Raw genomic sequence first — 25639 nt, 5'->3', positions numbered from 1 at the left:
TATCGTTTCAATTATTTATTCTATCTCTGAAAAAATTGTAAGATCTGTTTCATCAATTCAGCCCTCTCCTTTTCTGATGGAATGGTTTCAAAGGGAAACCCGAGGATTATACTCTGATAGTCGCCTAAAAAGCCTACTCCTGCACAGACATTATTGCTTTCGTACCTGAAAATTCTGAAAGCATCATCTCCCACAGGCTCAATGCCGTCGGGTGATTCAACTTTATAAATATCGGGATGATATTCCGTATTATAGCTGAGCGATGGCAGGAACAGCGATGAAGCTTTATCTGTCACTTTCAGATTTCCCACATTGTCAGCATGATTGGTCATCCAACGAAAGTGCAAAACTTCTTTTAAAAATTCGATGGTGGTTGAATCATTGTTTTCCACAGCGTCTGTACCTATGTATGCTCCGGAGATCAGGACATTTCCTCCGGACAAGAGGTATTTTTTCAATACCTCCCTTGTTCCCGGGCAAAAAAGCCTGTATTGTTTTTCATCTGAGTTGAATAGAGATTCGATTCCTCTCTCTTCGCCATAGAGCAAATCAACAGCTTTGTAAGGTTCAACCTCAAACCCATCAGAAGCAAACACTTCATCACTTACCGAAACAAAGGAATAACCGGCATCGCGGATCGCTTTTCCATGTGTAAATACAAAGTCGAAGTTATTACCGGGAATTATTTTCCCTTCCATGTCGGCATGACTGGCTCCATGCCCAGGACTGTCATCATCAAGCCACGGAGAGGAGCGGTCATAATCGTATTGTTTGCCAGTGTGGCTCACATCTCTGTTCCTGGGTACACCTTCATCCTCCCACCATGCTACTCCGGCAGTTTCTCCATCCACAAATGCGGGTGGCCCCACTCGGTCAAATCCGTTGACTACCAAGACCAAATCATCAGAAGAGGAGTTTAGTGATACAGACAATGTTTCGCACGGAAAACTCTCTCCTCCCTCGTTTAAAGCAGTAACCTTAAAGCTATAAATAGTATCCCAATCAGGTAATTCAAGAACCATCGATGTATCTGAAGTAAACACCCCATTGGAAAAACCATTGCCTTCAATTCTTTGGTAAACCTTGTAGCCGGAAGGAACTGCACTCTCTTCCAGAGGATCCATTACAGGTCTCCAGCTTAATCTTACACTTTTTCCTCCTCTGTGTGTCAGAGAAAGATGATCGGGAGCAAGAGGCTTTATGACCGCCAGGCGCCCCTCTCGCGCTGACAGGAAGCGCACCATCCCTTTATATATAGCTCTGGCAACGGTAAATTGAAACCGGGGATCAAGCCCGTATTTCATATCAGCCAGATTTTGGTGAGACAACAACTCCAGCAACATGGTGGGCACATTAGGCCGATAAGCTTCGGAATACTGTTTATCCCACATGGCCCGGCGCGTCCATTCATCGTTAAAGGTTAATCTGATATCAGACACAATTTGAGATTGAACCAAATCTGTCAAGTCGCGACTGGCCAGTTTTGATTTTCCATCCGGAAACCGGCCTTCATTCGTAACTGAACTGTAAATTCCAAGCGTTCCGACAACGGAATCTCCCGGGGTAGTTCCCGCATCTGTATGAAAAGCAAAGGCCAGATCAATCGGAATATTCAACCCCTGGAATTCAGGCGCTTTGGTAGGCCCGTTGGGATTGCCCATCAGATAATTCACCCATTCACCTCGCGACTGATAATCATCGTTGTAGTCATTCTTTTGCTCATTTAGGCTATAAACAATTGAATCAGGCACTCCTGCATATTGTAACCAATACCTTCCGGCTTCCATCCACCGTGGCTTGCCACTTAGCTTATAGACGTAGGATACCGAATCGTTTATCTCCACCTCTGAATTTTCCGCATGATTATCATCCAGTGACCATTTTCTTTTGGTATAAGATTCTTCGGGACGCCTGGCAACATTGCCCATCCCTCCGCCAAAGCGAATGGCATCAGTTGTCACCACTCCGGTGGAATTGGATGGAACTTCTATCACGACAGATCCCGATTGTATATTTTTCCCTTTGGAAAAGTGGAAAGTTCCAAGGTAAACCCAAGTCCCGTAACCCATTTGCTGATTAAGTAAAAATCGGGTACTCCCTCCAGAATGATTAACACGATATGAAACATTGTCAAGTGCGCTCTCTATTTTCCCATATGAAACATAAACAGCATACTCCCCGGCTTCAGGAATATTGGGCAGGTAAGTTATGCCTGAAGAATTTTCATCCGAAGCTTGAACTTGCATCCAGGTTCCCATTTTAAAAGGATTATCTCCATTAAATAAAGTATCCTTAATGGCAAAACCTTTTTTGCCAGAGCTCTCTATTTGACGGATTCCCTTGCCTATGATTATCTCACTTCCTCCAGACAACCCATCATTATCTACAATGACTTCATGAATTTGAGTGTCTCTTTCCCTGGGCACAAAAACGTTCGCCCCGGCATCCTCCAACATTGGTACAAGATAATTACACGTATAAGCAAATGGGTAAATGTCCTCCACGGTTCCAAACAACCTGGCTCTTTGCCATTCCCACCGATCCAGTTCTGACTCATAATAATAACCATGACTCGCCCACAAAGCAATATTGTGATTGGTCAATCCAGAGTTAAAAACTCCCTGATTCACCCTTTTTACCAAGGGATTTCTTAATCCTATATCTTTCATCCGGAGGGAGTCCATCGGAATTTGTTCCCTGAAATACAACGGAACATATTTTTCAAGAGCCTTCCCTTTACAAAACAATTGAATTTCATAATCTTTGAACCTCCTGCCTGTAAGATTTCTAAGAGCGTATTTCAATGAAGTTATCCATGCCTCTCTTAACGGAATCATTGTAACATTAGGAGAAAGAAAAACATCCAGTTCTTCCTCCAATACATTCACTTCAACAGAATCAACATGCATTGGCCCCATGTAAAGCCACGGATCTAAAAGATCAAATCCGTCATTAATTCTTTTCATCGCTTTATTCTCGAGCCGTAGTTCTTTTCTTTCCGACTGAGAAATCATTTCAAATGGAAAAACCATTAATATTATAAGAATTAACACACTCTTAAGTATCAAAAAATTCTTCATCTTTTCATCCGTATAAAATTATTTTTTCAAGGTCGGATGGAACTCGCATGCAATAACTTATACATATTCTTTTGAGGCAACCTTTGCCATGCTCGTTTCATCAGTAAATAATTCATCTAAGTTATTGGTCTGATGGAACTCGCATGGTTGATTGTTTACATTATCTTTTGAGGCAGTCGTTGCCATGCTCGTTTCATCCGTATAAAATTTACTTCTTAAAGTCGGATGGATCTCGAAATCCTTTTAAAAATGCACTTTTGTGGCATCTTTAAAGAATCAAAATTCCATGCTCGTTTCATTGTGGTGTTTAAAATCATCGGTTCTGTTATTTTGTCCAACCTCCGGTTTCAGAAGGTCTATTCAAACAAATTGACTTCTACTAAAGTCCAGACTACCTTATAGGAAATTAAATATATACATCTAAATTCAACCGCCTCAGGAAAAAACGACCAGCTCCTGAATCAAAATCAACTCTCAATAAGCCACTAAAATCATAACTATAAACGTTTTATCAAGCTCAAGAAATTCACTCAACATAAAAGACTGTCAATTTTTGTTTTCAAATGTAGAAACATTTTTTCAAGAAACAAAAATTTGTAATACATCTTATATGATATCAAAAACCAAACTTTTTTTATATATTTGCGTTTAACAAAAACAACAGCAAACAGGGATCTTAAACCAATGGAATTATATAAGAGAATCCATAATCCATTAATAACAAAAACTCAAAAACACAACCTATAATACATCATTCTATTATGATATTAGTGGCCGACAGCGGATCAACCAAAACAACATGGTGCCTCCTGGACAAAAAAACAGGAAAGAAAGAACTAATTCTTACACCAGGAATAAACCCTTTCTACCAGGATGAAGACACTATTGTGAAGGCGCTCGAAAAGGATTTTACATCCTCACAAAGAAATTTCAAAGCCATATATTTTTATAGTGCCGGATGCAGCAATCCGGTTATCAGCAAAGTTGCATACGGAGCGCTCAACAATTTCTTCAGTGCATCAACCATAGAGGTGGCAAGCGACCTCATGGCCGCCGCCCACGCACTGTGTGGGACTACTGAAGGAATTGCGTGCATTTTAGGAACCGGCTCCAACTCATGTCATTACAATGGCAAAGAGGTTATCGAAAACACACCTCCCCTGGGATTTATTCTTGGAGATGAAGGCAGCGGTGCAGTTATTGGCAAAAAGCTACTTTCAGACATCCTGAAAAAACAACTCCCTGAGCATGTTTGTAACAAATTCTTTAACAAATATAAAACAGACAGCATTGATATTCTGAATAACATCTACAAAAAACCCTTTCCAAACCGATATGCAGCAGGTTTTACAAGATTTATCGCTGAACACATCAGTGAACCTTCCCTACAAAAACTGGTGCTTGCATCCTTTGAAGAATTCATAACCAGAAACATATTACAATACCAAATGGCCACAAAACTACCCGTGCATTTTACCGGCAGCATAGCCTACTACTTCAAAGATCTGTTGTATGAAATTCTTGAAAAGCACCAATTAAAACGAGGAACAATTATTAAAGATCCAATAGACGGATTAATTGATTTCCATCTCAAATAACCTCATCATATAAGTAAAGAACCTCAAAAAGAACAAAAGAAATGTCAGACAACAAATATACCCTGAGCATTACAGAATCACCTTCCAGATTTAAAGATCTGGAAAAAATGGAAGTCGCCGACCTGATTCAAAACATCAACCGGGAAGACGCAAAAGTCCATGAAGCCGTAAAAAAAGCATTGCCACAAATTGAGAAACTAATCGTTCGAATCGTGGAGAGGATGAAAAAAGGAGGAAGAGTATTTTATCTTGGAGCAGGCACCAGCGGTCGATTAGGCGTACTGGATGCCTCAGAACTCCCTCCCACATTTGGCGTCCCTGACACCCTGGTGATCGGGTTGATTGCGGGTGGCGATATTGCATTAAGAAACGCGGTGGAAGATGCTGAAGATGACCCAAAGATGGCCTGGCAGGAACTCCTCAAACACAACATAAACGAACTCGACACTGTTATTGGAATTGCAGCTTCAGGAACAACCCCCTATGTCATTGGAGGAATCATGGACGCAAGAAAGAGGGAAATACTTACCGGTTGCATTACGTGCAATCCAAACTCTGAGATTGCCAATGCTGCAGAATTTCCCATTGAAGCCATCGTTGGTCCTGAATTCATTACCGGAAGCACGCGCCTGAAAGCAGGAACCGCTCAAAAAATGATTCTAAACATGATTACCACAACCCTGATGATTAAGCTGGGGAAAGTAAAGGGAAATAAAATGGTCAACATGCAATTGACCAACAAAAAACTGATTCAGAGAGGAACCAGAATGCTTATGGAAGAACTGGGACTAAAAAAAGAAGATGCTCAGGAACTCCTGATCAAGAATGGTTCCGTAAAAAAGGCCATTGATGCATATAACCAAGCCAAAAAATAAAATTATCATCCGACACTTCTATCTCAATTAGGTCTTGTTTCCAACTGCAATTATCTTCGAAACCCATAAAAGACATAACTCAAACTTGCCTGGTCTTCAGGCAAGTTTCAAAGTACCCGGAAAAATAATTTCCAATAGTGAAGCCACAGTGATTATTTAAAAACTTTTTTAAGATAACGCTCATACACCTCATGATTCCGAATCACAAGTTTTTCGGTCTCCGCAAAAGCGCCATCTTCATCCCTGGTTTTAACAGCATCCAGAATTTTTTTCTGGGCCTCAATCGTAAACTCCTTTTCCCCCTCAACATTCGCATAAATAAAATTTCGCATACGAGGCAAAAGAGAATAAATGGGTTCCAGACTTATGATAATAATCGGATTCCCGGTAGCCTTTGCCAAACTCATGTGAAAACGGTTGATGGTATCAACTTCCTGCTGAGTATTATCCGGATCACAGGTTTCCAGTTCTTCAATTACCTGCTCGAGAATCTTTATATCTTCATCGGTTCTGTTTCTGGCCGCAAGACGAGATATTTGCGGTTCAAAAATACGACGAACATCAATAATCTGAGAAATAAGATCAGAATCGAAACTCAGGTCATAATACAGATTGAGAGATTTAATTGCATCCTCTATCTTTATCTCAGACACATACATCCCACTTCCTTTTTTAATCTCTATCAGACCACGGGCATTTAAACGCCTCAGTGCCTCCCTGAGTGCCGTCCTGCTAACTCCAAAGAGTTCACAAAGTTCTTTCTCAGAAGGCAACTTTGCTCCCGAAAGCAGTTTCTTCTGCCTGATAGCCTCCTCAACTTTTCTTTCAATCTTCTGACTTAAAGTTTGCGTAGTACCTATCTTGCTAAAAATATCGTCCATTTAAACCATTTATATTATATACAACTATATTCTAAGCCTTTATCCTTAAACATTACTAAACACTACAGCACAAAAAGCTCACAAAATGTTAATCAAAACAAATCCACCAATGAAAAATTTACGTAATCCTTTCTGAAAAGAAAAAGTCACTATTCAACTTGATTACGTCACGAATCACCTACTTAAACATCAAACCTTCTGCAAAATCAAAGTGTCCTCACCAAATTTGACTTGTATGAACTCCTGACAACGATAATTTAAGAATAAACCCTGTTAAAACAAAAAAGAAAGAAACTAATCTCACTAAAAAAACATACAAATATAGGTCTTTTCTTTCGTTTTAGTGTTGAATAAAGTGAACTTTTACTTTTAAACGACATGGGATGTATGACTACTCTGTGTTTTCGCAAAATTACCCATCCGTTTAAAAAGCCGAGCCATAACCTTCATTAATTGAAACAATAGTACATCATTAGGACGAACTCCTTCCCACTGACAAATTAACTAATAAAATAACACTGAAAAATATTGTTAAAAAAATAGAGAATGAAAACTCCCTGGAAATCTTATCTGCAGTTATACAAATCATTACCGAAAAGAATCCTATGGAAAAATTCCATATTCATCTATACAACAAAGGCCACAGCAAATCATTTCATTTTGCTGTGGCCTTACTGTGATCCCGGGAGGACTCGAACCCCCACCATAGGAACCGGAATCCTACGTTCTATCCAGTTAAACTACGGGACCTTTTTGCGCGGCAAAGATAGTTTTTTTTGTGGTTCGCTCAAAACCGTTTCACTTCAACCGGGAAAAATAATTCACTTCCATCCTTTCAAACCTTTAATCGGCCCCGAAAAAAACAATATACCACCCAAAAAGCAATAACTCTTCATCATGTTCAGCGAACAGAGAGTATTAATTTTATTGCTTCAAAGAAACAGTTCTCTGCTTCTTTCGCAATTAAAAGTTTTAAACCGTTAAAACCATTGGATATGAAAAATATATTTTTCCTGACATACCTGTTCATCCTTGCATCTAATGTGAGTCCACAACGCAACGTTATCCCTGTGGACACCACATTTACGGTTCATTCAGCCCTAAACAAGATCAAACACATCTATCCGGTTGCCCGCATTGCCAACGAGCCACTCCCGGAAGGTGTCGTTGAATACCGCGACATCACATACACCACATTGAAGAACACAGCCTATGGCGATCGCAATTTACATCTCGACCTCTTTCGTCCCGAAGGAGGCAAAAAACTACCGGCACTGATAATGATTCATGGTGGAGGCTGGAGTTCGGGCGATAAATCGATGGAAATTCCCCTGGCACGTCAAATTGCTGCAAGAGGATATGTAACCATTACTGTAGAATACCAACTATCTCCTGAAGCTCTTTATCCTGCAGCTGTTCACAACATAAAAGCGGCCCTGAGGTGGACCAGGGCCCATGCCAAAGAATACAACATAGACCCTGAAAAAATTGCCATTTCCGGAAGTTCGGCAGGTGGCCAGCTGGCTGCTCTCATTGGACTGACTCCCGGAGTTCACAAGTTTGAAGGAGACCAGGGATCTAAAGAGCACCCCACCGATGTCCAGGCTATACTGGTCGTAGATGGCTCCATGAACTTTCTGGCCCCCTTATCGCTCAACAAACCAAGAAAAAGAAACGCTGCCGATGTGGTTTGGCTGAATGGTTTTTACCATGAAAAACCTGAAATCTGGAAAGAGGCATCCCCGGTTTACTATGCAGATGAAAAAGCGCCCCCCATGCTATTTCTTAACAGCGGTTACCCCAGGTTTCATTCGGGGCAGGACGAACTGATCGGCATCCTGAACCGACACACCATATACAATGAAACACACACATTCCATGTTAAAGTACACCCCTTCTGGTTGTTTCACCCCTGGTTTCATCCCACAGTCGAATACATGAGTAATTTTCTGGATAAAACATTAAAAAAATAAGACTCACATGGCTCCAATTAAACACATTTTTCTTCTGTTCTGTTTTTCAGCTATTTTTGCAGCCACAGCATACGCTTATGAGACCCGGATCACAGTAGCTATCGATGGCAGTGGCGATTATACGTCAATTAACGAAGCCATTTACGACACCATGTCTTTTCCGGACAAACCAATAACAATATTTATAAAGAACGGGGTGTATCATGAAAAAGTAAAAATCCCTGCATTCAATACAAAGTTATCCCTAATTGGTGAAAGCAGAGAAGGGACAATCATTTCGTGGGATGATCATTTTCGGAAAATTGACAAAGGACGCAACAGCACTTTCTACACCTACACTTTGAAGGTGGAAGCCAACGATTTCCATGCAGAAAACCTGACCATCAGAAACACAGCAGGAGCGGTCGGGCAGGCCGTTGCGCTGCATGTGACCGGCGATCGGGTGACTTTCCGAAATTGCAACATCCTTGGACATCAGGACACCCTGTACAGCGCCGGCGAAAACAGTCGCCAATATTTTCACAACTGCTTTATAGAGGGTACTACCGATTTCATTTTTGGTGAAGCTACATCATTGTTTGAAAATTGCACGATACACAGTCTGGCGGACTCATACATTACAGCTGCAAGCACCGCACAGGGAAAACAATTTGGGTTTGTCTTTTTGGAATGCACCCTGACCGCTTCGCAGGACGTGTCGGAAGTTTTTCTTGGCCGCCCATGGCGGGACTATGCCAGGGTTGTTTTTCTTCATTGCGAAATGGGAAACCACATCAATGCCGAAGGGTGGGCCAACTGGAGCGGTACCTCAAGGAATGAAACAGCCTTTTATGGGGAATATAAAAATAGAGGGCCGGGAGCAAGCACTAAAAAACGGGTACCCTGGAGCCATCAACTTTCAGATTCCGAAGCAGCTAAACACACTAAAGAAGAGATACTCGGGTCGTTCTTCGATCCGAAAGTCCCCGTTTCCTGCTGGACATCACAAAACCACTAATAACCAGCGGCACTCTCTTACAATTGTCTGAAACTTTTTGTATTTTCGCAGCTTTGACAATATAAAAGCAAGAAACTACATCAATTTGCACCATGGAGTACAATTTTAAAGAGATTGAGAAGAAGTGGCAAAAGCACTGGAAGGACAATAAAACCTATAAAGTAGAGGTTGACAACAGCCGCCCCAAATATTACGTTCTGGATATGTTTCCCTATCCATCCGGTGCGGGATTGCACGTGGGACATCCGCTGGGATACATCGCCTCTGACATTTTCAGCCGTTACAAACGTTCCAATGGATTCAATGTACTCCATCCCATGGGTTACGACGCCTACGGGCTGCCTGCTGAACAGTATGCCATCCAGACAGGGCAACACCCGGCCATTACCACTGAAAACAACATTAAGCGTTACCGCGAGCAGCTGGATAAAATAGGTTTCTCTTACGACTGGAGCAGAGAGGTAAAGACATGTGAACCAGACTATTACAAGTGGACTCAATGGGCCTTCATTCAAATGTTTAACCATTACTACGACAACAACGCCGACAAGGCCATGCCCGTGAGTGAACTGGTCAAACATTTTGAAACCAAAGGCTCTGAAGGTATCAATGCAGCATGCTCGGAAAACCTCACATTCTCAGCCGAAGAGTGGAACGCTATGCCTGTTAAGGAGCAACAGGAAACCCTGCTCAATTATCGTATTGCATACCTTGCCGACACTATGGTAAACTGGTGTCCGGCATTAGGAACTGTGCTGGCCAATGATGAAGTTAAAGAAGGAGTTTCTCTGCGTGGAGGCCACCCTGTGGAGCAAAAAGTAATGCGTCAATGGTCATTGCGCGTTTCTGCTTATGCAGAGCGTCTCCTCAAAGGACTGGACACCATCGACTGGACAGAATCGCTCAAAGAGATTCAGAAAAACTGGATTGGACGATCGGAAGGTGCCGAGATGGTTTTCCCGGTAAAAGATTCTGATGTTTCCATGAAAATTTTCACCACCCGTGCCGATACTGTTTTCGGAGTGACATTTATGGTGCTGGCTCCCGAAAGTGAATTGGTAAACCAGGTGGTAACATCGGACCAGAAAGAACAAGTGGCCCAATACATTGCTGATGCAAAAAAGCGTACCGAGCGCGAACGAATGTCAGAAGTCAAAAAAATGACCGGAGCATTCACCGGAGCCTACGCCATCAATCCACTCACCAATGAGGAAGTGCCCATCTGGGTCAGCGACTATGTGCTGGCCGGATATGGAACCGGAGCTATTATGGCTGTGCCGGCACATGACAGCCGCGACTTTGCTTTTGCACGCACCTTCAGACTGCCGATCACCCAGGTTGTTGTACCCCATGGCGAAGAACCCGCAGACACCAGCAAGTGGGACGACTCCATCGACTCCAAAGAAGGATATCTGATCAATTCCGGCTTCATTAACGGGCTCGATGTGCCGGAAGCCATTGAGAAAACCAAAGAATACATTCGGGAGAAAAGCATTGGTGAGGTAAAGGTAAACTACCGCTTGCGGGATGCCATCTTTAGTCGCCAGCGTTATTGGGGAGAACCCTTCCCTGTTTATTACAAGGATGATATGCCCTACACGCTGGATGAATCAAAGCTCCCCCTCGAATTACCCGAAGTAGATAAATACCTGCCCACTGAACAGGGAGAACCTCCTCTGGGACGTGCGAAAAACTGGAAAACAGAAGAAGGGTACCCGATTGAGCTTAACACCATGCCGGGTTTTGCCGGTTCCTCAGCCTATTACCTTCGCTATATGGATCCAAAAAACGACCAAAAACTGGTCAGCACCGAAGCCAACAACTACTGGCAGGATGTGGATCTTTACATCGGGGGAACCGAGCACGCCACAGGCCACCTGATATACAGCCGGTTCTGGAATAAATTCCTTTACGATTTGGGAGAAGTATGCAAAGATGAACCATTCCGCAAACTGGTTAACCAGGGAATGATTCAGGGACGCTCCAATTTTGTTTACCGAATCAAAGGAACCAACAAATTTGTCTCCTATAACCTGACCAAAGAGTACGATGTTACCCCTATTCATGTGGATGTAAATATTGTCCACAATGACATCCTGGACATCGAAGCCTTTAAAAACTGGAATCCGGAGTATAAAAATGCTGAATTCATTCTGGAAGAAGGCGATAAATATGTTTGCGGATGGGCAGTTGAAAAAATGTCCAAGTCGATGTTCAACGTGGTCAACCCCGACGATATCATTGAACAATATGGTGCCGACACACTGCGTCTGTACGAGATGTTTCTGGGCCCGCTGGAGCAATCCAAACCCTGGGATACCAACGGAATTGACGGAGTACACAAATTCCTGAGAAGAACATGGCGGCTCTTTTCAGACCGGGACGGGCAGATGGTCGTTACTGATGAAGAAGCGACCAAAGAGGAACTGAAGGTATTGCACCGCACCATTGCCAAAATTTCCGACGACATCGAACGATTCTCATTCAACACCTGCGTGAGTGCATTCATGATATGTGTCAACGACCTGAGCGATCTGAAATGTCACAAACGCTCCATTTTAGAACCACTGACCGTCTTGTTGTCACCCTTTGCACCTCATATGGCTGAAGAGTTGTGGTACCTCACCGGGCACAACAGTTCTGTTGTTGATGCACAGTGGCCTAAGGCTGAAGAAAAGCATCTTAAAGATGACAGCGTGGTATATCCGGTATCATTCAACGGCAAAATGCGTTTCAAGCTGGAGATGCCTGCCGATGCATCAAAAGAAGAGATTGAAAAGGCAGCGCTGGCACATGAGACGGCAGCCAAATGGACCGAAGGAAAAACCGTTCGCAAAATCATTGTGGTGCCCGGAAAAATAATTAATATTGTTGTCGGATAAGAGAGATTCAGCGCTCAACCCACTCTGAATCATAATTATTTACAACAATCACAAAAGATTGCTTCGAACACTTTTGGATAAAAAAACATATATAGAAGGAGGTGGTTTTCAGCATCATTGAGAATCACCTCCTCTCACATTGAAAAATTTCAAATTCCAACAGCGACGTAATCTGTTCATCCGTTAAAATTGTAACCGGACTGGGAAAATCTTTTCCGGCAACATATTTTATAATAGTTATATGAAGCGAGAGTATCTCTGGAGAGAAATAAAATCTTATCTGATCATCACTGCCGGACTGGCAATGGGTGCCATCGGGTGGACAGGATTTATCATCCCCAGTGAAATAGTGGGAGGTGGTCTGACAGGAATCTCAAGTATTCTTTTCTTCCTTTTCGACATTGACGTAGGAATGAGCAGCCTGCTGATAAACATAGGCCTTCTGCTGCTGGCCATGAAAACCATCGGAGCTTCCTTTGGCATAAAATCGGTTTACAGCGTTGTGGTTTTTGCAGGATTTCTTTCATTTTTCAGCAATGTATTTACCGAACCCCTTGTATCAGAGCGGATGATGGCAGCAGTATCAGGAGGTATCATGAGCGGCATCGGAGGAGGACTGATTTTCTCGAATGGGGGAAGTGCCGGAGGAACCGACATCATTGCCAGAATCATCAACAAATACCACAACATCAGTATGGGAAGGCTTCTTTTGGCAATGGATGCCATTATAATTGTTTCTGCATATCCCATTTTCGGCTCCATAGAAACCATGGTTTACGGCTTTATGACCATGGCAGTGATTGCTTATACAATCGATATGGTGATTTCAGGTAACACCCAGACGGTTCAGTTTTTTATCTTCTCCAGAAAACACAAGGAATTAGCCGAACAAATAATTTATACAGGGAAAAAAGGTTTGACCATAATACCTGCGGTAGGCGGCTATACCGGTGAAGAAATAAAAGTTCTGATGGTCTTTGCCCGAAAAAAAGAGTCCTCCATCCTTTTCCGTATTATAAAAAGTGTGGACCCGGAGGCCTTCATCACGATGGGCAATGTAATGGGAATATTTGGAGAAGGGTATGACCGGCTCAAGATAAGAGAGAAAAGGAAAAAGCCAATCAGTGAAATTGAAGCAGAACTCTAATTAGTTTCTGTCCATAAAGCACCACCTACGTCCCCGAAGGATCGGGGCAGGCTGTTACGCTTGCCGCCAAGGCCCTCATCCCGATTGTGCTTTTTGTTGGTTTTTTGTTCAAAAACCTTACAAAAGCTACTTCGGGACTCCGTTTTTGCCGGCTTCGCAAGCCTGGCAATTGGCACTTCCTGACCAGAAACAGGACTAAAAGCAAATTGTGTTTAGTTTATGAACAGACGCTAAATAATATATTGGCCATAATAAAGCGCTCTAACCCCAAGTTGCCCAAGCCAAACCAGAATCAAAAAAATATCCTCTGACAAGCGATGGGGCATAATTTTTGAATTCACCGTTGCCGGATTTTTATAAAACTCGTACATGATTAAAACAATTTCTCAATGCAGAAAAAATATATAGTCGGTATTGTCATTCTCATTCTCCTGACATTCTCAACTTTTTGGTGTTATCGCCACTTTAGTGGCCTGGGAACCCCTGACCCTTCAAATCTTCCCGACAGTCTCGATTTGGTTGTGGTTCCTCCTCCGCCTCCTCCCGAAACACTTTATGGCATCGAAAAAGATTCATTTGTAATTGAAACAGGCCATATAAAATATGCCCAGAATCTGGCCTCTCTTCTTACTTCATACGACGTGGATTATTCAATCATTCACAATCTGGCCATAGCCTCCAAAGAGGTTTTCGATGTAAGACGAATAAAAACAGGAAATAAATATACTGTTTTTTCATCCGAAAAAGATTCAACACTTGTACCCGAATGGTTTGTCTATGAGATTGACCCCATTGAATACCTTGTCATGTCGCTGAAAGGAGATACAGTCGTTTACCGGGACAAAAAAGAGGTCATTACCCAACGCAAAACCGTCATAGGTGTCATTGAATCTTCCTTATGGAACACAATCAACGATAATGATTTGAATCCTAATCTCGCACTGGATTTATCAGACATCTTTGCCTGGACGGTTGATTTTTTCGGAATCGAAAAAGGGGACCACTTTACGGTTATTTACGACGAGGAATATGTGGACAGCGTATCCATCGGTATCGGAGAAATTCATGCAGCCTACTTCAACCACCGCAAAGAACCCTATTATGCATTTCGCTATGAGCAGGACAGCATCATGAGCTTTTTCGATGAGGAAGGTGCCAGTTTACGGAAAGCATTTCTGAAAGCCCCGCTGAAATTTTCCAGAATCAGCAGTCGGTTCAGCCACAGCAGGCTGCACCCGGTATTAAAAATCCGTCGCCCGCACAGGGGGGTGGATTATGCAGCACCTACAGGCACGCCCGTTTACGCTCTCGGAGACGGACGCATCACTCACCGGGCATGGGATACAAAAGGAGGTGGCAACTACATAAAAATTAAGCATAACAGCGTTTACACCACTGTTTATATGCACTTATCCGGTTTTGCCAAAGGTATTAAAAGAGGAATGCTGGTGACCCAGGGACAATTAATCGGCTATGTGGGAAAAACGGGCCTGGCCACCGGTCCACACCTTGACTTCCGTATTTACAAAAACGGCAGACCAATGGATCCGCTAAAAATGGAAGCCCCACCGGTAGAGCCCATCCATAAAGAACGGATGGAGCAATACCTACAATACATCCGGCCCTGGAAAAATGAACTTGACAGTTTAACTATCGGTATCGGCTATATGGAGCATAAAAAAGAGACTACAGCCGCTCCAGAAGCTCTTTAATAACCCGCGGATAATGCTCATACTCCAATTTATGAATTTTTGATGCAAGGGTTTCAGGGGTATCCTTCTTATGGACGGGACATTTTCCCTGGAAAATAATATTTCCCTCGTCATATTTTTCGTTGACAAAATGAATGGTTATACCGGATTCTGTTTCACCATTGTCAATAACAGCCTGATGCACCCTGTCGCCATACATCCCTTTACCACCATAGGCCGGAAGCAAAGCTGGATGGATATTTACAATCCGGTTGGGAAACGCATTAACCATCTTTTCGGGAATCAACCACAAAAAACCGGCTAAAACAATTAAATCAGGAGAAATCTCAGAAAGGAGGTTTAACACCTCATCTGAATCAAAAAACATCTTGCGATCGAAGACAAAAGTTCTTATATTAAGCTTTTTAGCACGTTCAAGCACCCCCGCATTCGAACGATTGGAGAAAACATACGAAACTTCTACCCCGGGGGTATTCCGAAAAAAAAGTGCAATATTTTCCGCGTTGGTACCCGACCCCGAAGCGAAAAGAACAATATTCTTCATTATCAAATTTTTATCTTGTAAAAAATTAGTATTTTTGCCCAGTCAAAATTAGAAAAAAGAGGCCTGAAAACTAATTTCCTTTGAGGAATATTTGATTTATTTTGGGCAAATCTTTTTCTTTGCACAGTTGTTTTAAAACCAAATTTTCAATTATTAACTTAAAATTTAAAGCTATGTCAGACATTGCATCAAGAGTTAAGGCAATTATTGTAGACAAGTTGGGAGTTGACGAAACAGAAGTAACAAACGAAGCCAGTTTCACCAACGACCTCGGTGCTGACTCTCTTGACACTGTAGAGCTGATCATGGAGTTCGAGAAAGAATTCAACATCGCAATTCCTGATGATCAGGCAGAGAACATCGGTACAGTGGGTGACGCCATTGCTTACATTCAAGAAAATGCAAAGTAATTAGTCAAAAAAGTAGAGTTATACTTTAAAAGCAGTTATGGAGTTAAAAAGAGTAGTAGTTACAGGGATGGGCGCCATTACCCCGATTGGGAAAACCATCGATGAGTATTGGAACAACCTGGTTCAAGGAGTAAGTGGTGCTGCACCCATTACTCGATTTGACGCCACCCAATTCAAAACACAATTTGCTTGCGAGGTTAAAGACTACAAAGCAACCGATTACTTCGATCGTAAAGAGGCAAGAAAAATGGATATGTTTGCTCAGTTTGCAGTTATTGCAGCTGAGCAGGCATACCAGGATGCCGGTATCGACCTCCAGACCATAGACCAGGATATGGCAGGCGTCATCTGGGGTGCAGGTATTGGTGGCATCATCACTTTCCTCGACGAAACCCGTGGATTCGTTAAGAACAACGAAGTGCCCCGTTTCAATCCTTTCTTCATCCCGAAAATGATCTCTGACATTGCAGCAGGTCACATTTCTATTAAGTATGGATTTCGCGGGCCCAACTACGGAACAGTATCGGCTTGTGCCTCGGCATCGCATGCCATTGGCAGCGCTTTTGACCTTATCCGTCTGGGAAAAGCAGAAATGTTTATCACAGGGGGTTCAGAAGCTGCGATCAATGAAGCAGGTGTAGGCGGTTTTAATGCCATGCAGGCAATTTCAACCCGCAATGATGACCCGGCAACAGCTTCTCGTCCATTTGACAAAGGCCGTGACGGCTTTGTCATGGGTGAAGGCGCCGGAGCCCTGGTAATAGAAGAATATGAACATGCCGTGAAACGCGGTGCAAAAATCTATTGCGAACTGGTTGGTAGCGGCATGACTGCCGATGCACACCACATTACAGCGCCCCATCCGGAAGGAAAAGGTGCTCAAAGAGTAATGGAAAATGCACTTAAAGATGGCAACATCAACCTTGAAGAGGTTGATTACATCAATGTTCACGGCACATCCACCCCATTGGGAGACATCGCTGAGCCATTGGCCATTCAAAGGCTTTTTGGAGATCACGCGTACAAACTGAATATCAGTTCCACCAAATCGATGACCGGACACCTGTTGGGTGCTACCGGAGCTATTGAAGCCATTGCATCGATTCTGGCAATGAAGAACAGCATCGTTCCTCCGACTATCAACCAATTTGAACTGGATCCCGAAATTGATCCAAAACTCAATCTTACGCCCAACAAGGCACAAGAGAGAAAAATCAAAGTGGCAATGTCGAATACTTTCGGATTCGGAGGTCACAATGCATGTGTGGTATTCAAAGCATTAGATTAAGTTGTGTTTATACCACTTTTCAAATCCATAAAACTTTTTTCCCGTCAGGGCAGGAAGTTTTATGGATTTATAAATTCTGTAACCGGTATCCGTCCCGGAAAAACAGAACTTTACCGGCAGGCGCTGGTCCACAAATCAGTTCTCAGGCGGAAATCATCCAACGAGCCTTACAACAACGAACGTCTCGAATACCTCGGTGACGCAATTCTTGGTGCCATTGTGGCGCAGGAGCTCTATGCTCTTTTTCCTACGGAAGATGAAGGATTCCTCACAAAAACAAGATCCCGCATCGTCAGTCGGGTAAATCTCAATCAGATTGCACTAAATATGGGGCTCAACAACTGGATAAAGTTTCACCCCCCGGGAGACATTTCCCAAACACACATCCTTGGAGATGCACTTGAGGCAATCATTGGAGCAATTTTTCTTGACAAAGGATACGGAAGTGCACGAAAGTTTGTAAGAAACCGTATCCTTACCCGTTACCTGGATCTGCAACAAATTGTGGAAAACGACACCAACTACAAATCCATTCTCATTGAATGGGGGCAAAAACATAAATGTCCGGTTCAGTTCGTCACCGAAGAATATCCGGATCCTAAAGAAAACGGACCTATATTTATCGCCAAAGCCATTATTGGCAGCCAGATTACCGGCCAGGGGACAGGGAATTCTAAAAAAGAGGCGGAACAAAAGGCTGCAAACGAAGCGCTCGAAAATGTTGATACACTGGAACTGCCCGATGAGGATTTTGAAGCGTCCGACAACCTTTATTAACTGAAAATCAACACATAGAGTTAATTTTTGTTAATCAAAAGGAAAATCCCAAACAACCCGTTATTTTTGTAACATGAGCAGGAAATTCATTTGGGTACTTACAGTTATTATAGCATTCACTCTTTCAGGGTTGATATACATTCAAACCCTATGGATTAAGAATGCCACAAAAATCAAAGAGGAGCATTTTGACCAAACCGTGCGGCAAACCATGGATCAGGTCATATCCAGACTTGAGATTAATGAAACATCCAGGTTAGGTGCCCAGTTAAAACTCAATCCAATCAACAAACTGCCTGAGAATCTCAGGAAAGAAAACAAATACTTTTCCGGAAAAAGAAACAATTTGCAGTCCGAGGAGATCCCGCAGATGGACATCACATTTGATTTCTTTATCCAGGGTTCAAAAATGGATACAGAGCTATCCACCTACAAAAAAGACTCACTGGTTTTTTCTTACCGGGAGACCACCCCGATGATTTACAACAAATCAGAAGCCACCGACCCGCTGGCAACCGCTTTCAACAACATTCAGATTCAGGTTCGCAACAAAATGGAGGAACAACGCCGCCGTTTGCTCAAAGACCTGTTTGATGATGTACCCATCAGCCAGAGAATAGACAGAGAGTTGGTGGATGCCTTTCTTTTGAATGAATTTGAAGAGCGGGGAATCAAACTTCCCTATGAGTTCTCAATCGTCGATTCCAGAGGCAACAGGGTAATGTCCACTGCCGGTTTTGATGAAAAGGAAGCCAATGTAATATACCAGAAATACCTTTTCCCCAACGACCTGCATCCAAAGGCCAATCACATACAGCTTTACTTTCCACAAAGACCCAACTACATCATGGAATCCATGGGGATGGTGCTACCGAGTGCAGTATTCACACTTATCATGGTTCTGGCATCTATTCTTACAATTATTATTATTGTAAAACAGAAACGCCTGGATGAGATTAAAAATGATTTCATCAACAACATGACCCATGAATTCAAGACCCCCATATCCACAATATCGCTGGCCTCACAAATGTTAAAAGACATTTCAGTTGCCAAAAGCCCTGATAGTCTGAAACATATATCAGGAGTCATTCAGGATGAAAGCAAAAGACTTGGATTTCAGGTTGAAAAAGTCCTGCAAATGGCTATCTTTGAAAAGGGAAGTGGAAGTTTGAAGATCAAGAAAGTAAATATTAATGAACTAATTGCCAGCGTAACCAATAACTTTAAACTGAAAGTTGAAAACAAAGACGGCCAGATTTTAGAAAAACTGGACGCCAAAAACCCCACAGCTTATGTGGATGAAGTGCATTTTACCAACGTCATTCACAACTTGTTGGACAATGCGCTTAAATACCGGCGGGGGAAGCCGATTTTTCATGTAAAGACATGGAACCGACCCAAAGGTGGAATTGTAATATCGATACAGGATAACGGATTGGGTATTTCAAAAGAAAATTTAAAACGTATCTTTGAGAAGTTTTACCGGGTACCCACCGGCAATATACACAACGTGAAAGGTTTTGGTCTTGGTCTGGCCTACGTCAAAAAGATTGTGGAAGACCATGGAGGCACCATAAACGTTGAAAGTGAACTGAATTCAGGCACTAAATTTGAAATATTTTTACCTTTTAAAAGTACCAAGGAATGGAAAAAGAATATAAAATTCTCCTGACCGAAGACGATGAGAACTTAGGTATGCTGCTTCGCGAATATCTTGAAGCAAAAGGCTACGAAACGGACCTTATGCCAGACGGTGAACAAGGTTACGATGCATTCATGAATAAAAAATACGATGTTTGTATTTTTGATGTCATGATGCCTAAAAAAGACGGCTTCACACTGGCCAAGGAAATAAGAATGGTCAACACCGATGTGCCCATCATCTTCCTTACCGCAAAATCGATGAAAGAAGACATCTTCCAGGGCTTTAAAATTGGCGCCGATGACTACATCGCAAAGCCTTTCAGCATGGAGGAGTTGTTGTTCCGCATCGAAGCTATTTTGCGCCGAACCAAAGGCGGACTGGCCAATCAGGAAGTATTCCAGCTCGGAAAGTTTAAGTTCGACACTCAGAAACAACAATTAATCGATGGCGAGAAGGTTGTAAAACTGACAACCAAAGAGTCGGAATTGTTGAAATTGCTTTGCAACAACGCCAACAAAGTGCTTGAGCGCAACTTTGCATTGAAAACCATCTGGGTGGACGACAATTACTTCAATGCCCGCAGCATGGACGTTTACATCACTAAGCTGAGAAAACACCTCAAAGAAGAGCCTGCCGTTGAAATTATCAATGTTCACGGTAAAGGATATAAGTTGGTTCTTTAACTAAGCTCCTTCTCTGGTCGGGATATTTCAAAAAATAACCGGTTCGGTACACCTTGTGTATTACGGACCGGGAATTTTTGTTGGTAGCCATTGATGGAAGAATAGCAATAGTTGCATCAAAACAAAATGAGAAAGTTCTTGCAATCGAGCTCCCTACAATTTTAACAGGTTATATATTAAGAAGATGAACAGCAATAAAAAACCGGAACAGAATTTCTGCTCCGGTTTTTCTATCTTTTGAATTGTTTAATCGAGTTTCAAAATCGACAGGAAGGCCTTCTGAGGTACTTCCACATTTCCAACCTGTTTCATCCGCTTCTTTCCTTTCTTCTGTTTTTCCAACAATTTACGCTTACGGGATATATCTCCCCCATAACATTTGGCAGTTACATCTTTTCTAAGTGCTTTTACTGTTTCACGAGCAATAATTTTAGCACCAATGGCAGCCTGGATAGCCACATCGTATTGCTGACGGGGAATCAATTCTTTCAGCTTCTCACACATCCTGCGACCAAAAGGATAAGCATTGTCAAAGTGCGTCAGCGTAGAAAGTGCATCCACAGGTTCGCCGTTCAATAAAATATCCAGACGTACCAGCTTGGAAGTGCGGTATCCCGTGGTATAGTAATCAAAAGAAGCATACCCTTTGGAAATACTCTTCAGCTTATCGTAAAAATCAAAAACAATCTCTGCAAGAGGCATTTCATAACTCAATTCAACCCTGTCTGAAGTAAGATAGTGTTGATTGATTAACTCACCACGTTTTCCCAGACACAGGCTCATAACAGGACCAATATAATCGGCCTGGGTAATAATCTGTGCTTTAATGAAAGGCTCCTCTACCCTGTCGATAATCGTCGGCTCAGGCAATCCGGAAGGGTTATGGACTTCCAGCACCTCACCCTGCTTGGTATGAACTTTATAGGGCACGTTGGGCACCGTTGTAATAACATCCATATCAAACTCACGGTCCAGACGCTCCTGAACAATCTCCATATGAAGCATTCCCAAAAACCCGCAACGAAAACCGAAGCCAAGTGCCACTGATGATTCCGGCTGAAACGTCAGAGATGCATCGTTGAGTTGCAATTTCTCAATGGCTGTACGCAGATCTTCGTAATCATCGGTATCAATAGGATAAACACCCGCAAACACCATGGGCTTAACCTCCTCAAACCCTGAAATAGCCTTATCACAAGGGCGAGCCACATGGGTAATGGTATCTCCAACCTTTACCTCTTTACTGGTTTTAATGCCGGAAATTATATACCCCACATCCCCGGTTTTCAGAACTTTGTTCGGAACCATCCCAAGCTTCAAGGTACCAATTTCATCAGCTTCGTACTCTTTACCGGTGTTCACAAACTTAACCTTATCACCCTTTCTGATCTCTCCGTTCACCACTTTAAAGTAGGCGATGATTCCACGAAAACTATTAAACACAGAGTCGAAAATAAGTGCCTGAAGCGGAGCTTTGGGATCACCCACCGGAGGGGCAATCCGGGCTACAATTGCCTCAAGAATCTCATCAGCACCCATACCTGTTTTTCCGCTTGCACGGATAATCTCACTCCGGTCACAACCAATCAGATCAATGATCTGATCTTCCACCTCTTCGGGCATGGCACTATCCATATCCATCTTGTTCAGAACCGGGATAATGGTCAAATCGTGATCCACTGCCTGATACAGGTTACTAATGGTTTGTGCCTGGATTCCCTGAGTGGCATCCACAATAAGCAAAGCACCTTCGCATGCGGCAATAGACCGGGAAACCTCATAGGAAAAGTCCACGTGCCCGGGGGTATCAATCAGGTTTAAAGTAAAAACCTTATCATCTTTGGGATATTGCATCTGGATGGCATGACTTTTAATGGTAATGCCACGCTCCCGTTCAAGGTCCATACTGTCCAGAGTTTGCTCAAGCAACTCCCTGTCTGATACAGTATTGGTCCGCTCCAGCAACCTGTCTGCCAGGGTGCTTTTTCCGTGATCAATGTGAGCAATAATGCAAAAGTTCCTTATGTGATCCATATATAAGAAAATGTTTTTCAATAACCTTAACGAAAGCTCTTTGCCTTCGGTGCAAAGATAGCAGTCAATTACACAAAAAACTACTATCCCAATTTCAGGCTGCAAAGATATTCAAATTAAATCGCATAACCACAAATAAACGTATTTTAGGCAGATGAGATCCGGGAATAAAGAGGATTGTGGGTTGAGGAGTGAGAGATGAGGGGTGAGGGATGAGGGGTGAGAGGTGAGGATTGAGATGTAAGGAACTTTAACCACATTGATATCCCGATAAAAACATGCCGCTCGCCAAAGAAAAGAGCCCTTTGGAAAATAAAACCCTTTGCCAACTTGAATTTGCCACCAAAATAGTTTAAAATAGCACCTTGAAAAAGACAGATTATTATGTATAAAATTATAGTAACCGGGTGTGCAGGTTTTATTGGTTCACATTTAACCGAAGCCCTACTTAGCAAAGGACATATCGTTACCGGGATTGACAACTTCGACCCCTTCTACGATCCCCAAATAAAAAAATCCAATATTTCCGGGTTCATCAGCCACCCTTCCTTTACATTTTTTGAAAATGATCTGACCAACGAAGAAACCACAAACAATATTTTCTCAAAAGGGGCAGACATTGTTGTCCATCTTGCAGGAAAAGCCGGTGTACGGCCCAGCATTCAGGACCCGCAAAGTTACATTGAGAACAATATTACCAGCACCAGAGTTGTATTAAGTGCCATGGAAAAATATCAGATTAAAAAACTGGCCTTTGCCAGTTCTTCTTCTGTATATGGCAACAATCCAAAAACTCCCTGGCACGAAAAGCTTAATGTGGACAATCCTATTTCACCTTATGCCTTTTCAAAGAAAGCCTGTGAATTACTCAACCATACCTGGCACCATCTCTATGGAACGGACATCATAAACATGCGCTTCTTCACCGTTTACGGACCCCGTCAGCGCCCGGATCTGGCCATTCATAAGTTTACGAGAATGATGTTAGAGGGAACTCCGCTCACTCTTTTTGGCGACGGATCCACATCACGGGATTATACCTTTATCAGCGATACCGTTGCAGGTATTTGTGGAGCAGTTGACTGTCTGATGGCCAACAATAAGGTTTTTGAAACGGTAAATCTGGGAAATAACCATCCGGTTTCACTTAAAAATTTGGTCACAAAAATTTCTGAAGCCACGGCCACTGAGCCGACGATAAAACGCTTACCCATGCAACCGGGCGATGTGGATGTAACTTTTGCCGACATCAGTAAAGCACAAAAACTTTTAGGTTACCACCCCCGGGTAAAACTTGAAGACGGACTGAAGGCTTTTGTGGAGTGGTTTAAGTTAGTGAATAGAGAATAGAGAGTAGAGAAATAAAGAATAGAAAAGGAAGAAATCAGATAAGAAACCTTCATGAAACTAAAAAAGGGTGCCGCAAAGCACCCTTTTTATTTGACAGACAATGTTCTGTTATGATTACATCATGCCCGGCATGCCGCCACCCATTCCCGGGTTAGGCATTGGAGCAGGTTCATCTTCCTTTTCTTCTACCAAAACACACTCAGTAGTGAGGAACATTCCGGCAATTGAAGCGGCATTCTCAAGGGCCACACGGGTCACTTTAGCCGGATCAATTACGCCAGACTCAAAGAAGTCCTGGTATTCGTCGATGCGGGCATTATAGCCATAGGCATCTTTACCCTCTTTAACTTTCTGTACAATGACAGCTCCTTCTTTACCTGCATTGGCAACAATCTGACGCAAAGGCTCTTCAATAGCACGCTTCACAATCTCCACGCCGGTAGTCTGGTCTTCATTCTCACCTTTCAGATCTTCCAGATCAGCAATGGCACGAATGTAAGCCACACCTCCACCAGGAACGATACCTTCTTCAACTGCGGCACGAGTAGCGCTCAGGGCATCATCTACACGGTCTTTTTTCTCTTTCATCTCAACCTCTGATGCAGCACCAACGTAAAGAACAGCAACTCCACCGGCCAGTTTAGCCAAACGCTCCTGAAGCTTCTCTTTGTCATAGTCTGAAGTAGTGTTGGCAATCTGAGCTTTAATCTGCTGAGCCCGCTGCTCGATGGCATCTTTGTCACCCAGACCGTTAACAAGAGTTGTATTTTCCTTATCGATGGTAACTTTCTCAGCCTGTCCAAGCATCTCAATGGTCGCATTTTCCAGCTTCAAACCGGTCTCTTCAGAGATTACGGTACCTCCTGTCAGCACAGCGATGTCCTGCAACATTTCTTTACGACGATCACCAAAACCGGGGGCTTTAACAGCGGCCACTTTCAGAGACCCTCTCAAACGGTTTACAACCAATGTAGCCAGGGCTTCACCATCCACATCTTCCGAGATGATCAACAAAGGACGACCTGATTGGGCAGTTTGCTCCAACACAGGGAGTAAATCCTTCATGGTGCTGATTTTCTTGTCGTGAATAAGGATATATGGATTATCCAGTTCGGCCTGCATTTTCTCGGTGTTGGTCACAAAATAAGGAGAGATATAACCACGATCAAATTGCATACCTTCCACTACCTCAACGGTAGTTTCAATACCCTTTGCTTCCTCTACGGTAATAACCCCTTCATGACCAACTTTCTCCATGGCTTCTGCAATCAGACGACCAATTTCCTCGTCATTGTTGGCAGAGATACGGGCCACCTGCTCAATTTTGCTATTGTCTTCACCAACAACCTGAGCTTGTTTGCGGATATTTTCAACCACTTTGGCTACAGCCAGGTCGATACCACGCTTCAGCTCCATTGGGTTGGCACCTGCAGTAACGTTTTTCAGACCAACTTTTACAATAGACTGAGCCAAAACGGTAGCAGTAGTGGTACCATCACCTGCATCATCACCGGTTTTTGAAGCCACTTCCTTTACCATCTGGGCACCCAGATTGGCGTAAGGTTCAGAAAGCTCTATTTCTTTTGCTACAGTAACACCATCTTTGGTAATTTGGGGAGCGCCGTATTTCTTGTCAATAACCACATTACGACCTTTAGGTCCCAAAGTAACTTTTACAGCGTTGGCCAGCTGATCGATACCCTTCTGAAGTCTTTCGCGGGCGTCAATATCAAATTTTATTTCTTTAGCCATATTCCTTG

General features: G+C 42.9%; 18 protein-coding genes and 1 tRNA gene. 13 read left to right on the top strand and 6 right to left on the bottom strand.

From position 1 onward, the window contains the following. Positions 1 to 20 precede the first annotated feature (20 nt). Positions 21 to 2966 (bottom strand): golvesin C-terminal-like domain-containing protein, encoded by a 2946-nt coding sequence (locus BY457_RS10090; RefSeq protein WP_258176687.1) that lies wholly within the window; start codon positions 2964 to 2966, stop codon positions 21 to 23. Positions 2967 to 3841: 875 nt separating this feature from the next. On the opposite strand from BY457_RS10090, the gene BY457_RS10080 reads away from it, so the two are divergent. Together BY457_RS10080 and murQ are read left to right on the top strand one after the other, a co-directional pair. Then, complete coding sequence (locus BY457_RS10080) at positions 3842 to 4678, top strand: ATPase (protein WP_106153207.1); 837 nt, start codon at positions 3842 to 3844, stop codon at positions 4676 to 4678. A gap of 41 nt (positions 4679 to 4719) precedes the next feature. Beyond that, complete coding sequence (gene murQ, locus BY457_RS10075; protein WP_106153206.1) at positions 4720 to 5553, top strand: N-acetylmuramic acid 6-phosphate etherase; 834 nt, start codon at positions 4720 to 4722, stop codon at positions 5551 to 5553. Positions 5554 to 5705: 152 nt separating this feature from the next. Here murQ and BY457_RS10070 read toward each other — a convergent pair whose 3' ends face one another. Together BY457_RS10070 and BY457_RS10065 are read right to left on the bottom strand one after the other, a co-directional pair. Next, entirely contained in the window at positions 5706 to 6434 is a 729-nt protein-coding gene (locus BY457_RS10070) for a FadR/GntR family transcriptional regulator (RefSeq protein ID WP_106153205.1), read from the bottom strand. Positions 6435 to 7111: 677 nt separating this feature from the next. After that, a tRNA-Arg gene (locus BY457_RS10065) sits at positions 7112 to 7184 on the bottom strand. Positions 7185 to 7429: 245 nt separating this feature from the next. Between BY457_RS10065 and BY457_RS10060 the strand changes: the two genes are divergently transcribed. From BY457_RS10060 to BY457_RS10035, 5 genes are all read left to right on the top strand, one after another. Then, a complete protein-coding gene (locus BY457_RS10060; protein ID WP_106153258.1) occupies positions 7430 to 8407 on the top strand; it encodes an alpha/beta hydrolase in 978 nt (325 codons plus the stop codon). A gap of 7 nt (positions 8408 to 8414) precedes the next feature. Further along, positions 8415 to 9404 (top strand): pectinesterase family protein, encoded by a 990-nt coding sequence (locus tag BY457_RS10055; RefSeq protein WP_106153204.1) that lies wholly within the window; start codon positions 8415 to 8417, stop codon positions 9402 to 9404. 92 nt (positions 9405 to 9496) lie between these two features. Next, a complete protein-coding gene (gene leuS / locus BY457_RS10050) occupies positions 9497 to 12286 on the top strand; it encodes a leucine--tRNA ligase (protein WP_106153203.1) in 2790 nt (929 codons plus the stop codon). Between the two features lie 241 nt (positions 12287 to 12527). Next, complete coding sequence (locus tag BY457_RS10045; protein ID WP_106153202.1) at positions 12528 to 13433, top strand: YitT family protein; 906 nt, start codon at positions 12528 to 12530, stop codon at positions 13431 to 13433. Positions 13434 to 13822: 389 nt separating this feature from the next. Beyond that, complete coding sequence (locus tag BY457_RS10035) at positions 13823 to 15145, top strand: M23 family metallopeptidase (RefSeq protein ID WP_106153201.1); 1323 nt, start codon at positions 13823 to 13825, stop codon at positions 15143 to 15145. Here the strand turns inward: BY457_RS10035 and purN are convergent. Then, entirely contained in the window at positions 15120 to 15689 is a 570-nt protein-coding gene (gene purN / locus BY457_RS10030) for a phosphoribosylglycinamide formyltransferase (protein WP_106153200.1), read from the bottom strand. The two genes, BY457_RS10035 and purN, sit on opposite strands and share 26 nt — an antisense overlap. A 173-nt stretch (positions 15690 to 15862) precedes the next feature. Here purN and BY457_RS10025 point away from each other — a divergent pair, with 173 nt between their 5' ends. From BY457_RS10025 to rprY, 5 genes are all read left to right on the top strand, one after another. Then, a complete protein-coding gene (locus tag BY457_RS10025; RefSeq protein ID WP_106153199.1) occupies positions 15863 to 16099 on the top strand; it encodes an acyl carrier protein in 237 nt (78 codons plus the stop codon). A gap of 37 nt (positions 16100 to 16136) precedes the next feature. After that, entirely contained in the window at positions 16137 to 17387 is a 1251-nt protein-coding gene (gene fabF / locus BY457_RS10020; protein WP_106153198.1) for a beta-ketoacyl-ACP synthase II, read from the top strand. Between the two features lie 3 nt (positions 17388 to 17390). Next, complete coding sequence (rnc, locus tag BY457_RS10015) at positions 17391 to 18164, top strand: ribonuclease III (RefSeq protein ID WP_106153197.1); 774 nt, start codon at positions 17391 to 17393, stop codon at positions 18162 to 18164. 73 nt (positions 18165 to 18237) lie between these two features. Continuing rightward, complete coding sequence (locus BY457_RS10010; protein ID WP_106153196.1) at positions 18238 to 19839, top strand: sensor histidine kinase; 1602 nt, start codon at positions 18238 to 18240, stop codon at positions 19837 to 19839. Continuing rightward, complete coding sequence (rprY, locus tag BY457_RS10005) at positions 19812 to 20495, top strand: response regulator transcription factor RprY (protein WP_029510703.1); 684 nt, start codon at positions 19812 to 19814, stop codon at positions 20493 to 20495. The genes BY457_RS10010 and rprY overlap by 28 nt, the downstream gene beginning before the upstream one ends. Positions 20496 to 20741: 246 nt before the next feature. Here the strand turns inward: rprY and lepA are convergent, their stop codons facing one another. Beyond that, positions 20742 to 22529: a translation elongation factor 4 gene (gene lepA / locus BY457_RS10000; RefSeq protein WP_106153195.1), complete on the bottom strand. Its 1788-nt coding sequence runs from the start codon at positions 22527 to 22529 to the stop codon at positions 20742 to 20744. A gap of 384 nt (positions 22530 to 22913) precedes the next feature. On the opposite strand from lepA, the gene BY457_RS09995 reads away from it, so the two are divergent. Beyond that, positions 22914 to 23879 (top strand): GDP-mannose 4,6-dehydratase, encoded by a 966-nt coding sequence (locus BY457_RS09995; protein ID WP_106153194.1) that lies wholly within the window; start codon positions 22914 to 22916, stop codon positions 23877 to 23879. 114 nt (positions 23880 to 23993) lie between these two features. Here BY457_RS09995 and groL read toward each other — a convergent pair whose 3' ends face one another. Next, the gene (gene groL / locus BY457_RS09990; RefSeq protein ID WP_106153193.1) at positions 23994 to 25631 is read right to left on the bottom strand and encodes a chaperonin GroEL; all 1638 of its coding nucleotides are present in this window, start codon (positions 25629 to 25631) and stop codon (positions 23994 to 23996) included. Positions 25632 to 25639 lie beyond the last annotated feature (8 nt).

The sequence above is a fragment of the Marinilabilia salmonicolor genome (assembly GCF_003003035.1).
Lineage (GTDB): Bacteria > Bacteroidota > Bacteroidia > Bacteroidales > Marinilabiliaceae > Marinilabilia > Marinilabilia salmonicolor_A.
The sequence above is the reverse complement of the archived record's forward strand: the minus strand, read 5'-3'. Positions and strand labels throughout refer to the sequence as shown.